The sequence below is a fragment of the Bradyrhizobium sp. Leo170 genome (assembly GCF_004296405.1).
Classification (GTDB): Bacteria; Pseudomonadota; Alphaproteobacteria; order Rhizobiales; family Xanthobacteraceae; genus Bradyrhizobium.
Map to the genome: position 1 here is coordinate 1 of NZ_PSRR01000159.1, position 18,120 is coordinate 18,120.

Genomic DNA, 18,120 nt, shown 5'->3' on the forward strand with positions numbered 1-18,120 from the left:
GGAGCGGCCGCTGTTCTCGCGCGAGACGCCCGAGCCGTCCGCTTCCATCGTGGTGCGGGTGCGCGGCACCCTCGAACCGCAGCAGATCCGCGCCATCCGCCACGTGGTCGCCTCCGCCGTCAACGGGCTGAAGCCGCAGCGGGTCTCGATCGTCGACGAGGCCGGCCAATTGCTCGCCGACGGCGCCACCAGCGATGCCGACAACGCCGTCGGCGACGAGCGCCGCGCCGCCTTCGAGAAGCGGATGCGCAAGCAGGTCGAGGACATCGTGTCCTCCGTGGTCGGCCAGGGCCGCGCCCGCGTCCAGCTCTCCGCCGATTTCGACTACAACAAGATCACCCAGACCTCCGACAAGTTCGACCCCGAAGGGCGCGTGCTGCGCTCGAGCCAGACCCGGGAGGAATCCAGCCTCTCCGCCGACAATAGCGGCCAGGTCACGGTCAACAACGAGCTGCCCGGCAACCAGAACCAGGACAATGCCGCGCGCGCCCGCGACCAGAGCAAGAAGAGCGAGGAGACCAACAATTACGAGATCTCCCGCACCACCAAGACCGAGGTGACCGAAGCCGGCCGCGTCAACCGCATCTCGGTCGCCGTCCTCGTCGACGGCAGCTACGCCAAGAACGAAAAGGGCGAGATGGTCTACCAGGACCGTCCCAAGGAGCAGCTCGACCGCATCGCCGCCCTGGTGCGCTCGGCGATCGGTTTCGACCAGAAGCGCGGCGATCAGGTCGAGGTCGTCAACCTGCGCTTTGCCGAGGGCCCCTCGGTCGCCCCGCTCAACGAGCCCACCGGCCTCCTCGGCATGCTGCAGTTCACCAAGGACGACGTGATGTATGTGATCGAGCTCGGCGTGATGATGCTGCTTGGCCTGGTCGTGCTGTTCATGGTGATCCGCCCGCTCGTGAAGCGCATCCTGGCCAACGAGGTCGTACCCGGCCGCGCCGAGGCCTCGGTGCCCGCGCTGGCCGACGCCAGCGCGCAGGCCGGCAGCGAAGGCGGACAGGGTCAGGCGCTCCTGACCGGCGGCGGCGCCGCGCACATGATCGACGTCGCCCAGATCCAGGGCCAGGTCCATGCCCAGGCCGTGAACCGCGTGGGCGAACTGGCCGAACGCAATCCGAACGAAACCGTCTCCATTGTTCGCCAATGGCTGACCGAGCCTGCGGAGACCTGAGATGGCCAGCGTCCCGCAAACCGCGAACGCCAACGACATCACAAGCGTCATATCGACGCTGTCGAGCCGTCAGGGCGACCGCCCGAAGAGCAAGCCGATCTCCGGCCCGAAGCGCGCGGCGATCCTGATGCTGGCGCTCGGCGAAAAATACGGCGGCAAGGTGTGGTCGTTGCTCGATGACGACGAGGTACGCGAACTGTCGATGGCGATGTCGACGCTGGGCACTGTGGAGGCCGACGTGGTCGAGGACCTCTTGCTCGAATTCGTCTCGCGGATGTCGGCCTCGGGCGCACTGATGGGCAATTTCGACGCTACCGAGCGGCTCTTACAGCAATATCTGCCGGCCGACCGCGTCTCCGGCATCATGGACGAGATCCGCGGGCCCGCGGGCCGCAACATGTGGGAGAAGCTCTCCAACGTCCAGGAAGAGGTGCTCGCCAATTACCTCAAGAATGAATATCCGCAGACCATCGCCGTGGTGCTGTCGAAGCTGAAGTCCGAGCACGCCGCGCGCGTGCTGGCGATCCTGCCCGAGGACATCGCGCTCGATGTCGTCGGCCGCATGCTGCGGATGGAGGCGGTGCAGAAGGAAGTGATCGAGCGCGTCGAGCAGACGCTGCGCACCGAGTTCATGTCGAATCTGTCACAGACCCGCCGCCGCGACGCCCATGAGGTGATGGCCGAGATCTTCAACAATTTCGACCGCCAGACCGAAACGCGCTTCATCACCTCGCTGGAAGAGGAAAACCGCGAATCCGCCGAACGCATCAAGGCGCTGATGTTTACCTTCGACGACCTGGTCAAGCTCGATTCCGGCTCGGCCCAGACGTTGATGCGCCATGTCGACAAGGAGAAGCTCGGCATCGCGCTGAAGAGCGCCAATGAGGAGGTCCGCAACTTCTTCCTGGGCAACATGTCCTCGCGCGCCGGCAAGATGCTGATGGATGACATGGCGGCGATGGGACCGGTGCGCCTGCGCGACGTCGACGAGGCGCAGGCGCTGCTCGTCAATCTCGCCAAGGATCTCGCCGCCAAGGGCGAGATCATGCTGACCAAGAATCGTGCCGACGACGAACTGGTGTACTGATGGCCGCGCCCGCAAAATTCCTGTTCGATACCGACTTCTCGGCGCCCGCCAAGTCGCGTGAGCGTGCCGCAACCGCCGCCGAGATCGCCCAGAAGGTCGCGGAAGCCGAGGCGCGCGCCTATCGCAACGGCTACGATGCCGCCCAGCGCGAGGCGAAGGTGGAGAACGACCGCCGCGCCGCGCTCGCGCTGGAGGAGATCGGGCTTGCGATCAAGAACATCGCGTCACGCTTTTCCGGCATCGAAGCGCGGATGGAGACCGAAGCAGTCGACGTCGCGGTCTCGGTCGCGCGCAAATTGTGCGCCGAAATGATCGCGCGCGAACCGCTTGGCGAGATCACGGCGCTGGTCTCCGACTGCTTCTCGCATCTGGTCTCGACCCCTCACATCGTCGTCCGCATCAATGATGCGCTCTACGAGGGCGCGCGCGAAAAGATCGAGCGGCTGGCCACACAGAGCGGATTTCAGGGCCGCCTCGTGATCCTGGCCGAGCCGACAATCGCGACCGGCGACTGCAGGATCGAATGGGCCGACGGCGGCATCGTGCTGGAACGCGCGACGATCGAAGCCAAGATCAACGAACTTGTCGGACGCTACATGGCGTCCCGTGACCAACGGCCATGAGGATTGAGCCAAAGGATCGACGATGAGTGACACCGACACACATGTCCCGCTCCCCGACCTCAACTCGGCGGACGCGCCAAGGGACGACGATGTGGGCTATAACGAGGACGAACACGCTTCGCGCATCGCCTCCGACCTGGAAGCCGTCTTCGACGTGCCGGTGCAGGTCTCGGCCGTGCTCGGCCGCTCCAAGATGGATGTCGGCCAGCTCCTGAAGCTCGGCCCTGGCACCGTGCTCGAACTCGACCGCCGGGTCGGCGAAGCCATCGACATCTATGTCAACAACCGCCTGGTGGCGCGCGGCGAAGTGGTACTAGTCGAAGACAAGCTCGGCGTGACCATGACCGAAATCATCAAGGCAGAGCGTAGCTAACTTCCTAACGGATGCGCGCGACGGACGCGCGGGAGACAGGAGACACTCATGCGGCTTCTCATCGTCGGCACCCTGAGGGGGCAGCTCACGACCGCCACCAAGATCGCGATGGACAACGGTGCCTCCGTGACGCACGCGGAAGGCAACGAGCAGGCGATGGCGGTGTTGCGCAGCGGCAAGGGCGCCGACCTGCTGCTGGTCGATGTCGCCCTCGACATCCGCGACCTTGTGATGCGATTGGAAGCCGAGCACATCCACGTGCCGATCGTCGCCTGCGGCATCTCCAACGATGCCCGCGCCGCGGTGGCGGCGATCCGCGCCGGCGCCAAGGAATACATCCCGCTGCCGCCCGAGCCGGAGCTGATCGCCGCCGTGCTCGCCGCGGTCGCAAATGACTCCCGCGATCTCGTCTATCGCGACGAAGCCATGGGCCGGGTGATCAAGCTGGCGCAGCAGATCGCGGGCTCGCACGCCTCCGTGATGATAACCGGCGAGTCCGGCACCGGCAAGGAAGTGCTGGCGCGCTACGTCCATTCCCGCTCGACACGCGCCAAGCGTCCCTTCATCTCGATCAATTGCGCCGCGATCCCCGAGCATCTCCTGGAATCCGAATTATTCGGCCACGAGAAGGGCGCGTTCACCGGCGCAATCGCCCGTCGTATCGGCAAGTTCGAGGAAGCGACCGGCGGCACGCTGTTGCTCGATGAAATCTCGGAAATGGACGTGCGGCTGCAATCGAAATTGCTGCGCGCGATCCAGGAGCGCGTGATCGACCGCGTCGGCGGTACCAAGCCGGTGCCGGTCGACATCCGTATCATCGCGACCTCGAACCGCAATCTCGCGGACGCGGTGCGCGCCGGCACCTTCCGCGAGGACCTCTTGTTCCGCCTCAATGTCGTCAACCTGAAGATCCCGCCGCTGCGCGACCGGCCGGCGACATCCTCGAGCTGGCGCAGCATTTCGCGAAGAAATACGCCGAGGCCAACGGCGTGCCGGCGCGGCCGCTGTCGGCCGAGGCACGGTGGGTGCTGACCACGAACCGCTGGCCGGGCAATGTCCGCGAGCTCGAAAACACCATCCACCGTTCCGTGCTGATGGCGCAGGGCGACGAGATCGGCCCCGAGGCCATCGTGACCCCGGACGGCGACCGCCTCGACCTCGCCCGGACCGCGCCGGCGGTCGCTCACGCCACCCTCGCCGCCGAGCAGGTGACGCGCGCGCTGGTCGGCCGCACCGTTGCCGACGTCGAGCGCGACCTGATCCTGGAGACGCTGAAGCACTGCCTCGGCAACCGCACCCATGCCGCCAACATCCTCGGCATTTCGATCCGCACGCTGCGCAACAAGCTCAACGAATATGCCGATGGCGGCTTGCCGATCCCGCCGGCTGGATCTGGCACCCCCGACTACCAGCGATTGGCGACGACGGGGTAGTCGTCATCACCGTCATTGCGAGCGAAGCGAAGCAATCCATCGTGCCACACGCGGAGCCATGGATTGCTTCGCTGCGCTCGCAATGACGCCTGGAGCTACGAATAACTCGGCGCGTCGGGTTTTCGGAAAATGTGAATGGGGTCGCCGGGCGTAAAGTCACGCCCGGTGAAGGCGACATAGGCATAGAGCGCGAGATAGGCGATCGCGAGCGCACCGATGCCGTAGAAGACCCAGGTTGCAAGACGTTTCATCAAGCCCATGACGCGCTTCGTTCCTTCCGGCAATAGATAAAGACCGATGCCTTCTATTGCGCGAGGAGACAAAACGCCACGGCTGGCGTCATCGTTCCCAGAACAAGTAGCCCGGGTGAAGCGCAAGAGCAACCCGGGACCGCCCCTGACCGCCGACGCGGAGTCCCGGGTTGCGCGTTCCGCTCCACCCGGGCTACGAGCTGATGTCAGCGCAGATGCACGCCGCGCGTGGGCACGCTGACATCGGCCAGCTTGGCCGCATCCTCATCTTGATCGACGGCGACATAGCGGCCCTGCCAATAGGCGAGCGCCGCGGTGCGCGAGGAGACCTGCACATCGAGCACGCGCCCGATGACGATCGCATGCGAATGACGCTCCAGGATGTCTTCGACCTCGCAATCGATCGCCGCCAGCGCGCCGACCAGAAGCGGCACGCCGGAGGCGCGCGTCGTCCATTGGGCGCCGGCAAAGCGCTCGGCGCCTTTCAGCCCGCCTTTACCGGTGAAGCGCTCGGCGATCTCGACCTGGTCCGAGCTCAGGATGTTCACGCCGAAAACGCCGTGGCGCTTGACCAGCGGCCAGGACGAGGCGGCGCGATTGAGGCTCACGATCAGCGAGGCCGGCTCGACCGACAACGAGGAGACGGAAGTCACCGTCATCCCGGAGATGTCCTTGCCGCGCCCCGCCGTGATGACGCTGACCCCGCCGGTCAGATGGCGCATGGCGCCGCGAAACTCGTCGGAGGTGACCACGGGATCGATCGCGATGTCGCGGACGGCGGGGTTCATGCGGGCCTCACAGATCATCGGAACTGTCTTCGGTGCCTTCCAGCAGATTCTTCAGGATCGCGCCCTCGAGTGCCGCGAGTTCGGCCGAGCCGCGCTCGCGCGGGCGCGCGATGTCGACATTGAAATCGTGCGCGATGCGGCCGTTTTCAATGACCAGCACCCGGTCGGCCAGCGCCACCGCTTCCGAGACGTCATGCGTCACCAGGATCGCGGTGAAGCCCTGATCGCGCCAGACCTGCTCGAGCAGCCGCTGCATCGAGATCCGCGTCAGCGCGTCGAGCGCGCCGAGCGGCTCGTCGAACGCGAGCACCCGGGGCTGGCTGACCAGCGCGCGGGCCAGCGCGACGCGCTGTTTCTGGCCGCCCGAGAGCACCGAAGGCCATTGCCCGCGCTTGTCGCCGAGACCGACCTCGACCAGCGCCTTCTCGGCGCGCGCCTGCGCATCCGCGGACGACCGCTCGCGACCGAGGCCGACTTCGACGTTCGACAGCACACGCGCCCAGGGCAGGAGCCGCGGCTCCTGGAACATCACGCGGATATCCTCGGCGCGCGCCTGCTCGCCGAAACTGATGCTGCCGGCAGTCGGCTTCTCCAGCCCCGCGATCAGCCGCAACAATGTGCTCTTGCCGCAGCCGCTGCGGCCGACGATCGCGACGGACTGGCCGGCAGGAATGTGCAGGTCGATTCCGCGCAGCACCTCATTGTCGCCGAACGATTTGCGCAAGCCGCGGATGGTCAGTGACAGCCCGCGCGACGGCACGTCGGGAGCACGGCGAAATTGGCGCGCCTCCTCGACAAAATCCTCGCGCGCGACGGCCTCAGCACCGAGCGGGCGAAAACGAAGGACTTCCTGCATATTTTGTTCTCCATAGCGTTTTCGAGCGAAGTGGATACCGGTTCGCGTGAAGAAAACGCGTCAAAGTAAAGGGCTCAATGTTTCTGGAAGGCCGGGTGCCAGGACAACGTCAGCCGCTCCAGCGCGCGCGAAGCGCTGTCGGCGAGCTTGCCAAGCAGGGCGTAGATCAGGATCGAAAGCACGACGACATCGATCAGCATGAATTCGCGCGCCTGCATCGCCATGTAGCCGAGGCCCGAGGACGCCGCGATGGTCTCGGCCACGATCAAGGTCAGCCACATGATGCCGAGCGCAAAGCGCAGGCCCACGAAGATCGATGGCAGCGCGCCCGGGAAGATCACGCGGCGGAACAATTCACCGTCAGTCATGCCATAGATGCGGCCCATCTCGATCAGTTGCGGATCCACGGTGCGGATGCCGTGCAGCGTGTTGAGATAGATCGGGAAGAATACGCCGAGCGCCACCAGGAACAGTTTTGCGGACTCGTCGATCCCGAACCACAGGATGACCAGCGGGATCAGCGCCAAGTGCGGGATATTGCGCACCATCTGCAGCGTGGTGTCGGTCAGTTTCGCCGAGAGTTGCGACAGGCCGTTGGCGAGGCCGAAAGCAAAGCCGATGCCGCCGCCGATCAGAAAGCCGATGCTGGCGCGCCAGAAGCTGACCCAGATGTTGCGGATCAACTCGCCTGACAACAAGAGCTTCCATCCAGCCAGCGCGACATCGGTCGGCGCCGGCAGCACGCGCGCGGGCACAAAACCGGTAACGCAGGCGAGCTGCCAGATCAGGATGATGGCCAGCGGCACGATCCAGGGGATCAGGCCGTCGGCGCGCGGCAATTTGGGCGCGCGGACGCGCGTGAGGCTATCGATGAGGCTCATGATTCCGATACCTGCTTTTGCGGCCGATAGTCGTTGCCGATGGTCTCGCCGAACGGCCCGGTGTTGACGCGGATCGGCGTCACATTGTCTGGCCGCTTGAGCGAGAGCAGCGGGAACACCAGTTCGGCGAAGCGATAGGCTTCTTCGAGATGCGGGTAGCCCGACATGATGAAGGTATCGATGCCGAGATCCTGATACTCCTTGATCCGCGCCGCCACCGTCTGGGCATCGCCGACCAGTGCGGTGCCTGCGCCACCGCGCACGAGGCCAACGCCCGCCCACAGGTTAGGGCTGATCTCGAGCTTGTCGCGGCGGCCGCCATGCAGCTCTGCCATGCGCTGCTGACCGACCGAGTCCATGCGCGAGAAAATCTTCTGCGCCGCCGCCACCGTGTCGTCGGTGACGTACTGGATCAACTCGTCCGCGGCCTTCCAGGCTTCCGCATTGGTCTCGCGCACGATCACGTGCAGGCGGATGCCGAAGGAGATCTTCCGGCCGCGCTTGTCGGCAACCGCCTTCACGCGCGCGATCTTCTCCGCAACCTGCTCCGGCGGCTCGCCCCAGGTGAGATATTTGTCGACAGTATCCACCGCGACATCAATGCCGGCGTCCGAGGAGCCACCGAAATAGAGCGGCGGCCGCGGCGACTGGACCGGCTGGAACAGCAGCCGCCCGTCCTCGATGCGGATGTGCTTGCCCTCGACATTGACCGTCTTGCCGGCAAGCAGGTCGTTATAGACGTTGAGGAACTCGCGCGTCACCTCGTAGCGCTCGTCGTGCGCCAGGAAGATACCATCACCCTTGTTCTCGACGGGATCGCCGCCGGTGACGACGTTGATCAAGAGCCGTCCGTTCGAGAGCCGGTCCAGCGTCGCGGTCATGCGGGCGGCGACGGCAGGCGACTGCAGGCCGGGCCGCACTGCCACCAGATAGCGCAGCCGCTCGGTCTGCGGCGCGACCGCGGAAGCGACCACCCAGGAGTCCTCGCAGCTTCGCCCGGTCGGCAACAGCACGCCGTAATAGCCGAGCTGATCGGCGGCCTGCGCGATCTGGCGCAGATAGCTGAAGTTCACCTCGCGTCCGCCGATGGAGGTGCCGAGATAACGGCCGTCGCCATGGGTCGGCAGGAACCAGAGGATGTTGGCGTTGGGTTGTTTAGTCACGATCCGGACCTCCGCGCGACGTCTGAAATCTTGATGGCTTTCGGCAACAGGCCGAGGGCAAAGAACGTGTCCGCCACCTGCTGCTGGTCGGCGATCACGGAATCGGTGAGCGGCTTGATGCCGTAGGACTGGCGCTTCAACGCAACCTCGACCACCGGCACCGAAAGGCCGATCGACGGCGCGAGCTGCTCGGCAACCGCATGGATGTCGCCCTTGGCCCAGTCATCGACCTCGCTCAGTTGCGCGAGCACGAGATCGACGATCTTCGCATCGCTCTCCAGGAACTTCTTCGAGGAAAAGTAGAATTGGTAGTTCGAGACGATGCCGGTGCCGTCGGCGAGCGTGCGCGCGCCGGTCGCAGCTTCCGCCGCGGCCTGGAACGGATCCCAGATCACCCAGGCATCGACCGCGCCGCGCTCGAAGGCCGCGCGCGCATCGGCGGGCGCGAGAAACACCGGCTCGATCTCGGAATATTTGACGCCGGCTTTCTCCAGGGCCTTCACCAGGAGATAGTGGACGTTCGAGCCCTTGTTCAGCGCGACCTTCTTGCCCTTGAGGTCGGCGACCGACTTCAGCAGGCTGTCCTTCGGCACCAGGATCGCCTCGCCTTTCGGCGCCGGCGGCTCATAGGCGACATATTGGATGGGCGCACCGGCCGCCTGCGCGAAGATCGGCGGTGCTTCGCCGGTGTTGCCGAAATCGATCGCGCCGACATTGAGCGCTTCGAGCAGCGGCGGGCCGGACGGGAATTCGGTCCACACCACCTTGTAGCCGATCGCTTTTAATTTCTCCTCGAGCGTGCCCTTGCTCTTGAGCAGGACCAGCTTGCCGTATTTCTGGAAGCCGATGCGGACGGTCTTCTCCTGTCCGTACGACGCACTGACGGCGGCGGCGACGATGCTGACTGATAGCACCGCGCTGGTGATCCAGCGTTGAATGATACGTCGCATAATGACCTCTGCGTGGAAATGAACTCAGCTCTGGGGATTGCGCCAGACGATGTCGCGGATCGCGATCTCTTTCGGGATCAGCCCGAGCTTGAAGAAGCGGTCGGCCACGCCCTGCTGGGTCGCAACGATATCGTCGGTGACGGGTCCGATCCTGAACGCGGCCCGATTGGCGGCGATGGTCTGGATATCCAGCGGGATTCCGGTGACGGTGCTCAGCGATTTCGCGACCTCGTCGCGGTGCGCCTCGGCCCAATTCGCCGTTGACGCGAGGACGTCGATAATCTGTTGCAGCACAGGTCCGTGATTCCTCGCGAAGTCACGGTTGGCGATGAAGAACGAGTTGGTCTTGGTGATCTCATGGGCGTTGACCAGGATGCGGCCGTTCTGCTTGGTCTCGCCGATCGCGAAATAAGGATCCCAGATCGCCCAGGCGTCGATGCTGCCATTGGCGAACGCCGGTCCCGCGTCGGGCGGCGTCAGATAGACCGGGGTGATGTCGCTATAAATGAGACCGGCCTTTTCCAGCGTCTGCACCACGATGTTGTGGGCGCTGGAACCCTTGGTGAAGCCGAGGCGCTTGCCCTTGAGATCGGCGATCGTGCGGATGGCCGAATTCTGCGGCACCAGGATGCCCTGGCCGTTCGTAATGGGCTGGCCGGCGGCATAAACGATCGCCGCACCGGCAGCTTGCGCAAACACCGGCGGCGAGTCGCCGACCGCACCGAAATCGACGCTGCCGACGTTCATGGCTTCCATCATCGGCGGACCCGACGAGAACTCGACCCATTTCACCTCGATGCCGGCCGACTTGAAATGATCTTCCAAAGTCGCGCGCTGCCGCGCGATAACCAACACGCCGTTCTTCTGATAGCCGATACGAATTTCCTTCACCGCCGCTTCGGCCCGCGCGCGCAACGGCAGCGCAGCGACGGCTGCAGAGCCGAGCGACAACTTGAGGAACTCGCGGCGCTTCATCACAAAATTCTCCTGACGATCGAGCGCGTTATCGGCGCGCTATCATGCGACGTGAGGGAATGATGGGGGGCGCGAATGAGGCTGTCGAGGACCCCGAAAAAATAGCGATGCCCGCACTGCCATGCGGGCACCGGACGCGCGGTTTCTTTTAAGGCGCAGACTGTGCGTAGCGAAATATTTTCTTCACGAAATCATGATGCGAGCAGCAGCTCTCCGCTGTCATCGTCCGCGAAGGCGGACGATCCAGTAACCACCAGCGCCGGAGCATTGGCCGAGATGCCGCGGAGTACTGGATGCCCGCCGGAGCCTGTCATCGGGCGGCGCTTCGCGCCGACCCGTTGGCGGGCATGACGGGGGAGCTGCCTAGAATCTCGTCAGCCGCTCGCTGCTGCTTTCTCCGCCTGCGAACCAGGGTTGATCGATAGTTTGCCGTAACGATCCCTGAACGCTTCGGTGTCGATTTCCTCGAGCTTGATCTCGCCGCTCATCACGCCTTGCTTCCACGCATCGTGTTCGGGATCGTGCTGGAACTCCGGCATCACTTCCCTGGCGAACAATTCGAGCGAATCGCAGATGTGTTCATGCGTGTTCTTGCCGGCTTGATTGAGCAGGATCACCTGGTCGATGTGCGAGGTGCGGAAGCGGCGCAGCTTCTTGCGGATGGTTTCAGGCGATCCGATCAGACCGCCGCGCAATGCAGCTTCCTGCGCTTCCGGATTGTCGCGCTTCCACCTGTTGTATTCGTCCCACATGTTGACGGTGCCGGGTGCCGGCCGCTGCCGATTCTGCGACGCGCCATAGTAGCGCAGTGCGAACTGGAAGAAGGTGGCGCCGTCGGCACGGGCGCGCGCTTCCTCGTCCGTCTTGGCGCACATGAAGAACGACACCAGCGCCATGTTCGGATTGATCCGGTAGTCGGCAAGCTTCTTCAGCCGCTTGGTGATCGCATTGTAATATGCGTGCACCCAGGCATGCGCCGCGTCCGCGCTGACGAACTGAAAGCCGAGCGCGCCGAATCCATGCTGACCGGCGCGCTCGATGGTCGGCAATTGCGAGCACGCCATCCAGAGCGGCGGATGCGGCTTCTGCACCGGCTTCGGCACCACGTTGCGCAGGGGGATGTCGAAATATTTGCCGTGATGCTCGGTGCCGACCTTGGTGAACATCGGGAAGATCGCCGCGACCGCCTCTTCGAACACCTCCCGCTTGGTCTCCATGTCGCGGCCGAACGGCGTCAGTTCGGTGATCGAAGCGCTCTCGCCCATGCCGAACTCGCAACGGCCGTTACTGAGGAGATCGAGGACCGCCACCCGCTCTGCGACACGCGCGGGATGGTTGGTCGTGAGCTGCAGGATGCCGTGCCCGAGCCGGATGCTCCGGGTGCGCTGGCTTGCCGCAGCCAGGAACGATTCCGGCGCCGGCGAGTGCGAATACTCCTCGAGAAAATGATGTTCCACGACCCAGGCATAGTCGTAGCCGAGCCGGTCGGCGGTCTCGAGCTGCGCCAATGCGTCCTGGTAAAGCTTGAGTTCGTCGCCCTCGTTCCACGGACGCGGCAGTTGCAACTCGTAGAAGATGCCGAATTTCATGGCGTCGCTCCCGTACTTCTTGTTTGTTTGCCGCAGTGTATTGCCGGGGGACGCGAAGTCCAGCCTTTGCCAATTCCGGATGGCGGAACACGCGCACTGCAACCAAACAGTAACCCTGCCCGTAGCGGCGCCGCCGAATCCGCTTCGCGCGCATACAATGTTGGCGCGCATTGATTTAGATCAGTGCTAAAATGTCCCGGCGGTATTACCGCTTTTAGGAAGGCAACGAGGCCTTCCCCCACACAATCAGAATTGAAGCGAGACGACTTATGTCGGCAACCAGCGACGATACGCGCGCGAGGCCGCGCCGTAGGCGCATGGAGATCTTCGCGTTTCTTTTTCTCACGGCAGTTGTGATGCCCGCTTTGGCCGTGGCCACGGTGGGCAGCTACGGCCTTGCCGTGTGGATCTATCAGATGATCGCGGGCCCGCCGGGCCCTCCCCCGCCACATTGATCAGCCGACCACTCAAGGAACAGCCGCCATGATCAGAGCTCAGACCACCATCGATCGCCGAGCGCTCATCACGGGCCGCGTCCTGCAAACCGACCCTGTCGTGCCGCCGCCCGGCGGCGAGATCGCCAGCATCCTCGTGCAGACCCGGCCTGACCGGCTCGATGCCACCGAAGCTGCGATCACGGCGCTGCGCGGCTGCGAGATTTACGGTCGCGATGAGAAGGGAAAGCTCGTGGTCGTCGTGGATGCGCCCGACGCGGGCTCGCTCGGCGCGACGCTCAACACGATTTCCGCACTGCCCAACGTCTATTCCGCCTCGCTCGTGTTCCACGCCGTCGATCCGGGTGCTGCCTGATGTTGCGCGATCGAAGGCCCCTCAACCAAAGGGAAGGAAACACCATGACCGCCTCCAAGCTGGATCGCCGTCAGGTCCTGAAACTGGAAGCCGCCGCGATGGCGGCGCTCGCCGGAGGCATGCCGGTTGCGGCAGGTGCCGCCAACCTCGTCACCGAGCGCGCCGACAGCGAACTGAAGTGGGACAAGGCGCCGTGCCGCTTCTGCGGCACCGGCTGCAGCGTGATGGTCGCGACCAAGGACAACCGGGTCGTCGCCACCCATGGCGACATCAAGTCGGAGGTCAACCGCGGCCTGAACTGCGTGAAGGGCTATTTCCTCTCCAAGATCATGTACGGCCATGATCGCCTGACCAAGCCGATGCTGCGCAAGAAGGGCGGCAAGTACGACAAGAACGGCGATTTCACCGAAGTGTCATGGGACGAGGCCTTCGATGTGATGTCGGAGAAGTTCAAGGCCGCGCTGAAGAAGCGCGGGCCTGATGGCATCGGCATGTTCGGCTCCGGCCAGTGGACGATCTTCGAAGGCTATGCGGCATCAAAGCTGTTCAAGGCCGGCTTCCGTTCCAACAACATCGATCCCAATGCGCGGCATTGCATGGCCTCCGCCGCCGTCGGTTTCATGCGCACTTTCGGCATCGACGAGCCGATGGGCTGCTATGACGACATCGAGGCCGCCGACGCCTTCGTGCTGTGGGGCTCGAACATGGCCGAGATGCACCCGATCCTGTGGACCCGGGTTGCCGACCGCCGCCTCTCCGCACCGCATGTGCGCGTCGCCGTGCTTTCCACCTTCGAGCACCGCTCGTTCGATCTAGCCGACATCGGACTGGTGTTCAAGCCGCAGACCGACCTCTATCTGCTCAACGCGATCGCCAACCACATCGTCAAGACCGGGCGGGTGAACAAGGATTTCGTCAACAAGCACACGCTGTTCAAGCGCGGCCAGACCGATATCGGCTACGGCCTGCGGCCCGACCACCCGCTGGAGAAGAAGGCGACCGGCCGCGCCAAGGCCAACGATGCCCAGGACATGAGCTATGACGAATACGTCAAGTTCCTCTCCGACTACACGCTGGAGAAGGCGGCCGACATGGCTGGCGTCCCGCTCAACCGGCTGGAAGCACTCGCCGAGCTCTATGCCGATCCGAAGGTCAAGGTCACAAGCTTCTGGACCATGGGCTTCAACCAGCACACCCGCGGTGTCTGGTGCAACAACCTCGTCTACAACATCCACCTCCTGACCGGAAAAATCTCCGAACCCGGCAACAGCCCGTTCTCGCTGACCGGGCAGCCATCGGCCTGCGGCACCGCGCGCGAGGTCGGCACCTTCTCGCACCGCTTGCCGGCCGACATGGTCGTGACCAACAAGGAACATCGCGCGAAGGCCGAGCATATCTGGAAGCTTCCGGAAGGCACCATTCCCGACAAGCCCGGCTATCACGCCGTGCTGCAGAACCGGATGCTGAAGGACGGGCTGCTCAACGCCTACTGGATCCAGGTCAACAACAACCTGCAGGCCGCCGCCAACGGCAACGAGGAGACCTATCCCGGCTATCGCAACCCGGAGAATTTCATCGTGGTGTCGGACGCCTATCCGACCGTGACAGCGCTGGCAGCCGATCTCATCCTGCCGGCGGCGATGTGGGTGGAGAAGGAAGGCGCCTATGGCAATGCCGAACGCCGCACCCATACCTGGCACCAACTGGTCTCGGCGCCGGGCGAGGCGCGCTCGGACCTCTGGCAGCTCATGGAGTTCTCCAAGCGCTTCAAGGTCGAGGAAGTCTGGCCGGAAGACTTGATCGCGAAGATGCCGGAGTATCGCGGCAAGACGCTGTTCGACATCCTCTACCGCAACGGCCAGGTCGACAAATTCCCAGTCACAGACATCGAGGCCGGCTACGTCAATGACGAGGCGAAGGCCTTCGGCTTCTATGTCCAGAAGGGCCTGTTCGAGGAATATGCCTCGTTCGGCCGCGGCCACGGCCACGACCTCGCGCCGTACGACACCTATCATCAGGTCCGCGGATTGCGCTGGCCGGTGGTCAACGGCCAGGAGACCCGCTGGCGTTTTCGCGAGGGGCTCGACCCTTATGTCCAGCAGGGCACCGGCGTTCAGTTCTACGGCTTCCCCGACGGCAAGGCGCGGATTTTCGCGCTGCCCTACGAGCCGCCGGCGGAATCGCCCGACAAGGACTTTCCGTTCTGGCTCTCGACCGGCCGCGTGCTGGAGCATTGGCACTCCGGCACCATGACCCGCCGCGTTCCCGAGCTCTACCGGGCATTCCCTGAAGCCGTCTGCTTCATGCATCCCGACGATGCCGCCGAGCTGAAGCTGCGCCGCGGCGATGAGGTCAAGGTGGAATCCCGCCGCGGTTTCATCCGCGTCCGGCTGGAGACCCGCGGCCGTGACAAGCCACCGCGCGGCCTGGTGTTCGTGCCCTGGTTCGATGAATCCAAGCTCATCAACAAGGTGACGCTGGACGCGACCGATCCGATTTCGCTGCAGACCGACTACAAGAAATGCGCCGTGCGCATCGAGAAGGTGACGACGACATGATTGGAAAGTCCGCTATCGTCGTTCTCGCCATCGCGCTCATCGCCGCTTCGAGCTCGCTGCTCGCGCAAGGCGTCACGTCCGGCCTGCGCGGTCCTACTCCGCTCAACGAGGAGGGACCGGCGCCGCCGATGACGCCGATGCGCAACACCGCGGAACGGGAAATCCGCAACTATCCGGAACAGCCGCCGGTGATCCCCCACTCGATCGACGGCTACCAGGTCGACATGAACGGCAACAAATGCCTGTCGTGCCATGCCCGCGCCCGCACCGGCGAATCGCAGGCGCCGATGGTGAGCATCACACACTTCATGGACCGCGACGGCCAGTTCCTGGCCTCGGTATCGCCGCGCCGCTATTTCTGCACGGAGTGTCATGTCCCGCAGAACGTCACGACGCCGCCAGTGACCAATGATTTCGTCGACATCGACAGCATCCTGAACCCCCCAGCGCCGGGTGGCCGCCGATGAGTGACGTCGACAAGGCGCCCCGCCAAGGCTGGTTTGCGCGGGCGTGGAATTTTGTCCTCGAACTATGGAACGTACTGATCCGGCCGAGCTCCGTGTTCGGGCTCGGGGTGCTGGTGCTTGCCGGCTTCGTCGCCGGCGTGATCTTCTGGGGCGGCTTCAACACCGCGCTGGAACTGACCAACACAGAAAAATTCTGCACCGGCTGTCACGAGATGCGTGACAACGTCTTTGCCGAATTGAAGTCCACCATCCACTTCACCAACCGCTCCGGCGTGCGCGCGACCTGCCCGGACTGCCATGTCCCGCACAACTGGACCGACAAGATCGCCCGCAAGATGCAGGCCTCCAAGGAAGTCTGGGGCCATCTCTTCGGCAGCATCGACACCCGCGACAAGTTCGTCGACAACCGGCTCGAGCTCGCGCTGCATGAATGGGCGCGGTTCAAGGCCAATGATTCGCTCGAATGCCGCAACTGCCACAGCGCGCAATCGATGGACATCACGAAGCAGTCGCCGCGGGCGAGCGTGGCGCATCAGCGTTTCCTGTTCACGGGCGAGAAGACCTGCATCGATTGCCACAAGGGCATCGCCCACCATCTGCCGGACATGCGCGGCGTTCCCGGCTGGCAATAGGTTTGGGTGTCCTGGGCGGCTAGCCGGCACCTTGCGCCGGCAGCGTGAATGGCTAGGTTGAGAGACCGAGTCGGCGGGCGTCGCCCGCTTGTCCTCTCCTCCGCCGAGACCCATGACCACCTTTACGCCGCATCAGGATTCCGCGCTGCAAGCCGTCGCCGACTGGCTCAAGGCAAAACCCGGCCGGAACGGCACGCCGCCGATCTTCCGCCTGTTCGGCTATGCCGGTACCGGCAAGACCACGCTGGCCCGCCACATCGCTGAAGGCGTCGACGGCGAGGTGAAATTCGCGGCGTTCACCGGCAAGGCCGCGCTGGTGATGCGCAACAAGGGTTGCGAGAGCGCCTCCACGATTCATTCGCTGATCTACCGCGCCCGCGAATCCGGCGTCGAGCAGCCGACGTTCGAATTGTGGGACGACGCGCCGGCATCGAAAGCCAAGCTGATCGTGATCGACGAGTGCTCGATGGTGGACGCCGAGCTCGGCCGCGACCTGATGTCGTTCGACTGTCCGCTGCTCGTGCTCGGCGATCCCGCGCAGCTTCCGCCAATCCAGGGCGCCGGCTTCTTCACCAATGCCGAGCCCGACGCGATGCTGACCGAGGTGCACCGCCAGGCGCAGGACGATCCGATCGTGCGGATGTCGATGGACATCCGCGAGGGCCGCGAGCTCGAGATCGGCCGTCACGGCGAGAGCGAGGTGGTGGCGCGCAACGAGCTCGATCCGGCGCGCGTCATGAACGCCGACCAGGTGCTGGTCGGCCGCAACAACACCCGCCGCGCCTACAACATGCGGATGCGGCAGCGGCAGAACATCGAGGATCCCTTGCCGGTCGCCGGCGACAAGCTGGTCTGCCTGCGCAACAACCGCAAGAAGGGCCTGTTCAATGGCGGCCTGTGGCGCGTGAAGGCGCGCGCGCAATCGAAATCCAAGATCATCACCATGCGCGTGATGCCGGACGAGGATTTCGGCCACAAGGTCACCAAGGTCTCCGTGCGCGGCGAATGCTTCGGCGGCGCGATCGAGACCATCCCCTGGGAACAGCGCAAGCCCTACGACGAGTTCGACTACGGCTATGTGCTCACCGTGCACAAGTCGCAGGGCTCACAATGGGACGACGTAGTGCTGTTCGACGAAAGCTTCGCGTTCCAGGACAGCCGCGCAAGGTGGCTGTACACCGGCATCACGCGGGCAGCGAAGCGGCTGAGCGTGGTGGTGTGAACTTTCTCCCTCGTCATTGCGAGCGAAGCGAAGCAATCCATGTCTCCGCTTGCGGAGGCATGGATTGCTTCGTCGCTCCGCTCCTCGCAATGACGGGGCTGGTTCACGGACTCGTGTCCACCCGGCCGTAACACCCCCGTCCCTGCCCCGTATCTTCGGCATCCAGGGGAAGACCGCCCGATTTCCGAAACCCTGCTTCCGTTCTAGACTGGCCCTGCCCTCCCATCCAAAGAGGAAACCATGTCCACTCGCCCGTTCCGCCGCCTGTCGCTCGGCGCTGCCGCG

General features: G+C 64.3%; 18 protein-coding genes and 1 pseudogene. 11 read left to right on the plus strand and 8 right to left on the minus strand.

The window, feature by feature from the left end; translation table 11 throughout:
• The 5 genes and pseudogenes from fliF to flbD form a co-directional block, all read left to right on the plus strand.
• The coding region (gene fliF / locus CWO89_RS24335; protein ID WP_130581247.1) for a flagellar basal-body MS-ring/collar protein FliF at nucleotides 1-1,177 on the plus strand (1,177 nt) is incomplete at its 5' end.
• A gap of 1 nt (nucleotide 1,178) precedes the next feature.
• A complete protein-coding gene (gene fliG, locus CWO89_RS24340) occupies nucleotides 1,179-2,264 on the plus strand; it encodes a flagellar motor switch protein FliG (protein ID WP_028165359.1) in 1,086 nt (361 codons plus the stop codon).
• Nucleotides 2,264-2,887 carry a FliH/SctL family protein gene (locus CWO89_RS24345; protein ID WP_130581248.1) on the plus strand — a complete coding sequence of 208 codons (624 nt, stop codon included), beginning with the start codon at nucleotides 2,264-2,266 and terminating at the stop codon, nucleotides 2,885-2,887. The genes fliG and CWO89_RS24345 overlap by 1 nt, the downstream gene beginning before the upstream one ends.
• A gap of 22 nt (nucleotides 2,888-2,909) precedes the next feature.
• Complete coding sequence (gene fliN, locus CWO89_RS24350) at nucleotides 2,910-3,260, plus strand: flagellar motor switch protein FliN (RefSeq protein WP_028165361.1); 351 nt, start codon at nucleotides 2,910-2,912, stop codon at nucleotides 3,258-3,260.
• A 48-nt stretch (nucleotides 3,261-3,308) separates the two neighbouring features.
• Nucleotides 3,309-4,693, plus strand: a pseudogene (flbD, locus tag CWO89_RS24355) (sigma-54-dependent transcriptional regulator FlbD).
• 95 nt (nucleotides 4,694-4,788) lie between these two features.
• Here flbD and CWO89_RS46100 read toward each other — a convergent pair.
• The 8 genes from CWO89_RS46100 to CWO89_RS24390 form a co-directional block, all read right to left on the minus strand.
• The gene (locus CWO89_RS46100) at nucleotides 4,789-4,953 is read right to left on the minus strand and encodes a hypothetical protein (RefSeq protein WP_165421318.1); all 165 of its coding nucleotides are present in this window, start codon (nucleotides 4,951-4,953) and stop codon (nucleotides 4,789-4,791) included.
• A gap of 197 nt (nucleotides 4,954-5,150) precedes the next feature.
• Complete coding sequence (locus CWO89_RS24360) at nucleotides 5,151-5,732, minus strand: flavin reductase family protein (protein ID WP_130581249.1); 582 nt, start codon at nucleotides 5,730-5,732, stop codon at nucleotides 5,151-5,153.
• Between the two features lie 7 nt (nucleotides 5,733-5,739).
• Nucleotides 5,740-6,588 (minus strand): ATP-binding cassette domain-containing protein, encoded by an 849-nt coding sequence (locus CWO89_RS24365; RefSeq protein WP_130581250.1) that lies wholly within the window; start codon nucleotides 6,586-6,588, stop codon nucleotides 5,740-5,742.
• Between the two features lie 74 nt (nucleotides 6,589-6,662).
• Nucleotides 6,663-7,469, minus strand: a complete 807-nt coding sequence (locus tag CWO89_RS24370; protein ID WP_130581251.1) for an ABC transporter permease subunit — start codon at nucleotides 7,467-7,469, stop codon at nucleotides 6,663-6,665.
• Nucleotides 7,466-8,632, minus strand: coding sequence for an FMNH2-dependent alkanesulfonate monooxygenase (gene ssuD, locus CWO89_RS24375; RefSeq protein WP_130581252.1), 1,167 nt, complete (start codon nucleotides 8,630-8,632; stop codon nucleotides 7,466-7,468). The genes CWO89_RS24370 and ssuD overlap by 4 nt, the downstream gene beginning before the upstream one ends.
• Nucleotides 8,629-9,582: a sulfonate ABC transporter substrate-binding protein gene (locus CWO89_RS24380; protein WP_130581253.1), complete on the minus strand. Its 954-nt coding sequence runs from the start codon at nucleotides 9,580-9,582 to the stop codon at nucleotides 8,629-8,631. Before CWO89_RS24380 ends, ssuD begins: the two co-directional genes overlap by 4 nt.
• 24 nt (nucleotides 9,583-9,606) lie before the next feature.
• On the minus strand, nucleotides 9,607-10,557 hold the full coding sequence (locus tag CWO89_RS24385; protein ID WP_130581254.1) for a sulfonate ABC transporter substrate-binding protein: 951 nt from the start codon (nucleotides 10,555-10,557) through the stop codon (nucleotides 9,607-9,609).
• Between the two features lie 374 nt (nucleotides 10,558-10,931).
• Nucleotides 10,932-12,146: an LLM class flavin-dependent oxidoreductase gene (locus tag CWO89_RS24390; RefSeq protein ID WP_130581255.1), complete on the minus strand. Its 1,215-nt coding sequence runs from the start codon at nucleotides 12,144-12,146 to the stop codon at nucleotides 10,932-10,934.
• Nucleotides 12,147-12,415: 269 nt separating this feature from the next.
• Here CWO89_RS24390 and napE point away from each other — a divergent pair, with 269 nt between their 5' ends.
• The 6 genes from napE to CWO89_RS24420 all read left to right on the plus strand — a co-directional run bounded on the left by napE (nucleotide 12,416) and on the right by CWO89_RS24420 (nucleotide 17,835).
• The gene (gene napE / locus CWO89_RS24395; RefSeq protein ID WP_130581256.1) at nucleotides 12,416-12,601 is read left to right on the plus strand and encodes a periplasmic nitrate reductase, NapE protein; all 186 of its coding nucleotides are present in this window, start codon (nucleotides 12,416-12,418) and stop codon (nucleotides 12,599-12,601) included.
• A 28-nt stretch (nucleotides 12,602-12,629) separates the two neighbouring features.
• A complete protein-coding gene (locus tag CWO89_RS24400) occupies nucleotides 12,630-12,956 on the plus strand; it encodes a chaperone NapD (protein WP_130581257.1) in 327 nt (108 codons plus the stop codon).
• Between the two features lie 44 nt (nucleotides 12,957-13,000).
• Entirely contained in the window at nucleotides 13,001-15,514 is a 2,514-nt protein-coding gene (gene napA, locus CWO89_RS24405; protein WP_130581258.1) for a periplasmic nitrate reductase subunit alpha, read from the plus strand.
• On the plus strand, nucleotides 15,511-15,981 hold the full coding sequence (locus CWO89_RS24410; protein WP_165421319.1) for a nitrate reductase cytochrome c-type subunit: 471 nt from the start codon (nucleotides 15,511-15,513) through the stop codon (nucleotides 15,979-15,981). Before napA ends, CWO89_RS24410 begins: the two co-directional genes overlap by 4 nt.
• Nucleotides 15,978-16,613, plus strand: coding sequence for a NapC/NirT family cytochrome c (locus CWO89_RS24415; RefSeq protein ID WP_130581260.1), 636 nt, complete (start codon nucleotides 15,978-15,980; stop codon nucleotides 16,611-16,613). Before CWO89_RS24410 ends, CWO89_RS24415 begins: the two co-directional genes overlap by 4 nt.
• Nucleotides 16,614-16,725: 112 nt before the next feature.
• Nucleotides 16,726-17,835, plus strand: coding sequence for an ATP-dependent DNA helicase (locus CWO89_RS24420; RefSeq protein WP_130581261.1), 1,110 nt, complete (start codon nucleotides 16,726-16,728; stop codon nucleotides 17,833-17,835).
• Nucleotides 17,836-18,120 lie beyond the last annotated feature (285 nt).

Coding starts and splice junctions, on each gene's coding strand:
- CWO89_RS46100 (WP_165421318.1), bottom strand. CDS start 4,953: ATGGGCTTGATGAAACGTCTTGCAACCTGGGTCTTCTACGGCATCGGT.
- CWO89_RS24410 (WP_165421319.1), top strand. CDS start 15,511: ATGATTGGAAAGTCCGCTATCGTCGTTCTCGCCATCGCGCTCATCGCC.
- CWO89_RS24360 (WP_130581249.1), bottom strand. CDS start 5,732: ATGAACCCCGCCGTCCGCGACATCGCGATCGATCCCGTGGTCACCTCC.
- CWO89_RS24420 (WP_130581261.1), top strand. CDS start 16,726: ATGACCACCTTTACGCCGCATCAGGATTCCGCGCTGCAAGCCGTCGCC.
- CWO89_RS24345 (WP_130581248.1), top strand. CDS start 2,264: ATGGCCGCGCCCGCAAAATTCCTGTTCGATACCGACTTCTCGGCGCCC.
- CWO89_RS24380 (WP_130581253.1), bottom strand. CDS start 9,582: ATGCGACGTATCATTCAACGCTGGATCACCAGCGCGGTGCTATCAGTC.
- fliN (WP_028165361.1), top strand. CDS start 2,910: ATGAGTGACACCGACACACATGTCCCGCTCCCCGACCTCAACTCGGCG.
- CWO89_RS24370 (WP_130581251.1), bottom strand. CDS start 7,469: ATGAGCCTCATCGATAGCCTCACGCGCGTCCGCGCGCCCAAATTGCCG.
- CWO89_RS24365 (WP_130581250.1), bottom strand. CDS start 6,588: ATGCAGGAAGTCCTTCGTTTTCGCCCGCTCGGTGCTGAGGCCGTCGCG.
- napE (WP_130581256.1), top strand. CDS start 12,416: ATGTCGGCAACCAGCGACGATACGCGCGCGAGGCCGCGCCGTAGGCGC.
- napA (WP_130581258.1), top strand. CDS start 13,001: ATGACCGCCTCCAAGCTGGATCGCCGTCAGGTCCTGAAACTGGAAGCC.
- CWO89_RS24400 (WP_130581257.1), top strand. CDS start 12,630: ATGATCAGAGCTCAGACCACCATCGATCGCCGAGCGCTCATCACGGGC.
- CWO89_RS24390 (WP_130581255.1), bottom strand. CDS start 12,146: ATGAAATTCGGCATCTTCTACGAGTTGCAACTGCCGCGTCCGTGGAAC.
- CWO89_RS24415 (WP_130581260.1), top strand. CDS start 15,978: ATGAGTGACGTCGACAAGGCGCCCCGCCAAGGCTGGTTTGCGCGGGCG.
- fliG (WP_028165359.1), top strand. CDS start 1,179: ATGGCCAGCGTCCCGCAAACCGCGAACGCCAACGACATCACAAGCGTC.
- CWO89_RS24385 (WP_130581254.1), bottom strand. CDS start 10,557: ATGAAGCGCCGCGAGTTCCTCAAGTTGTCGCTCGGCTCTGCAGCCGTC.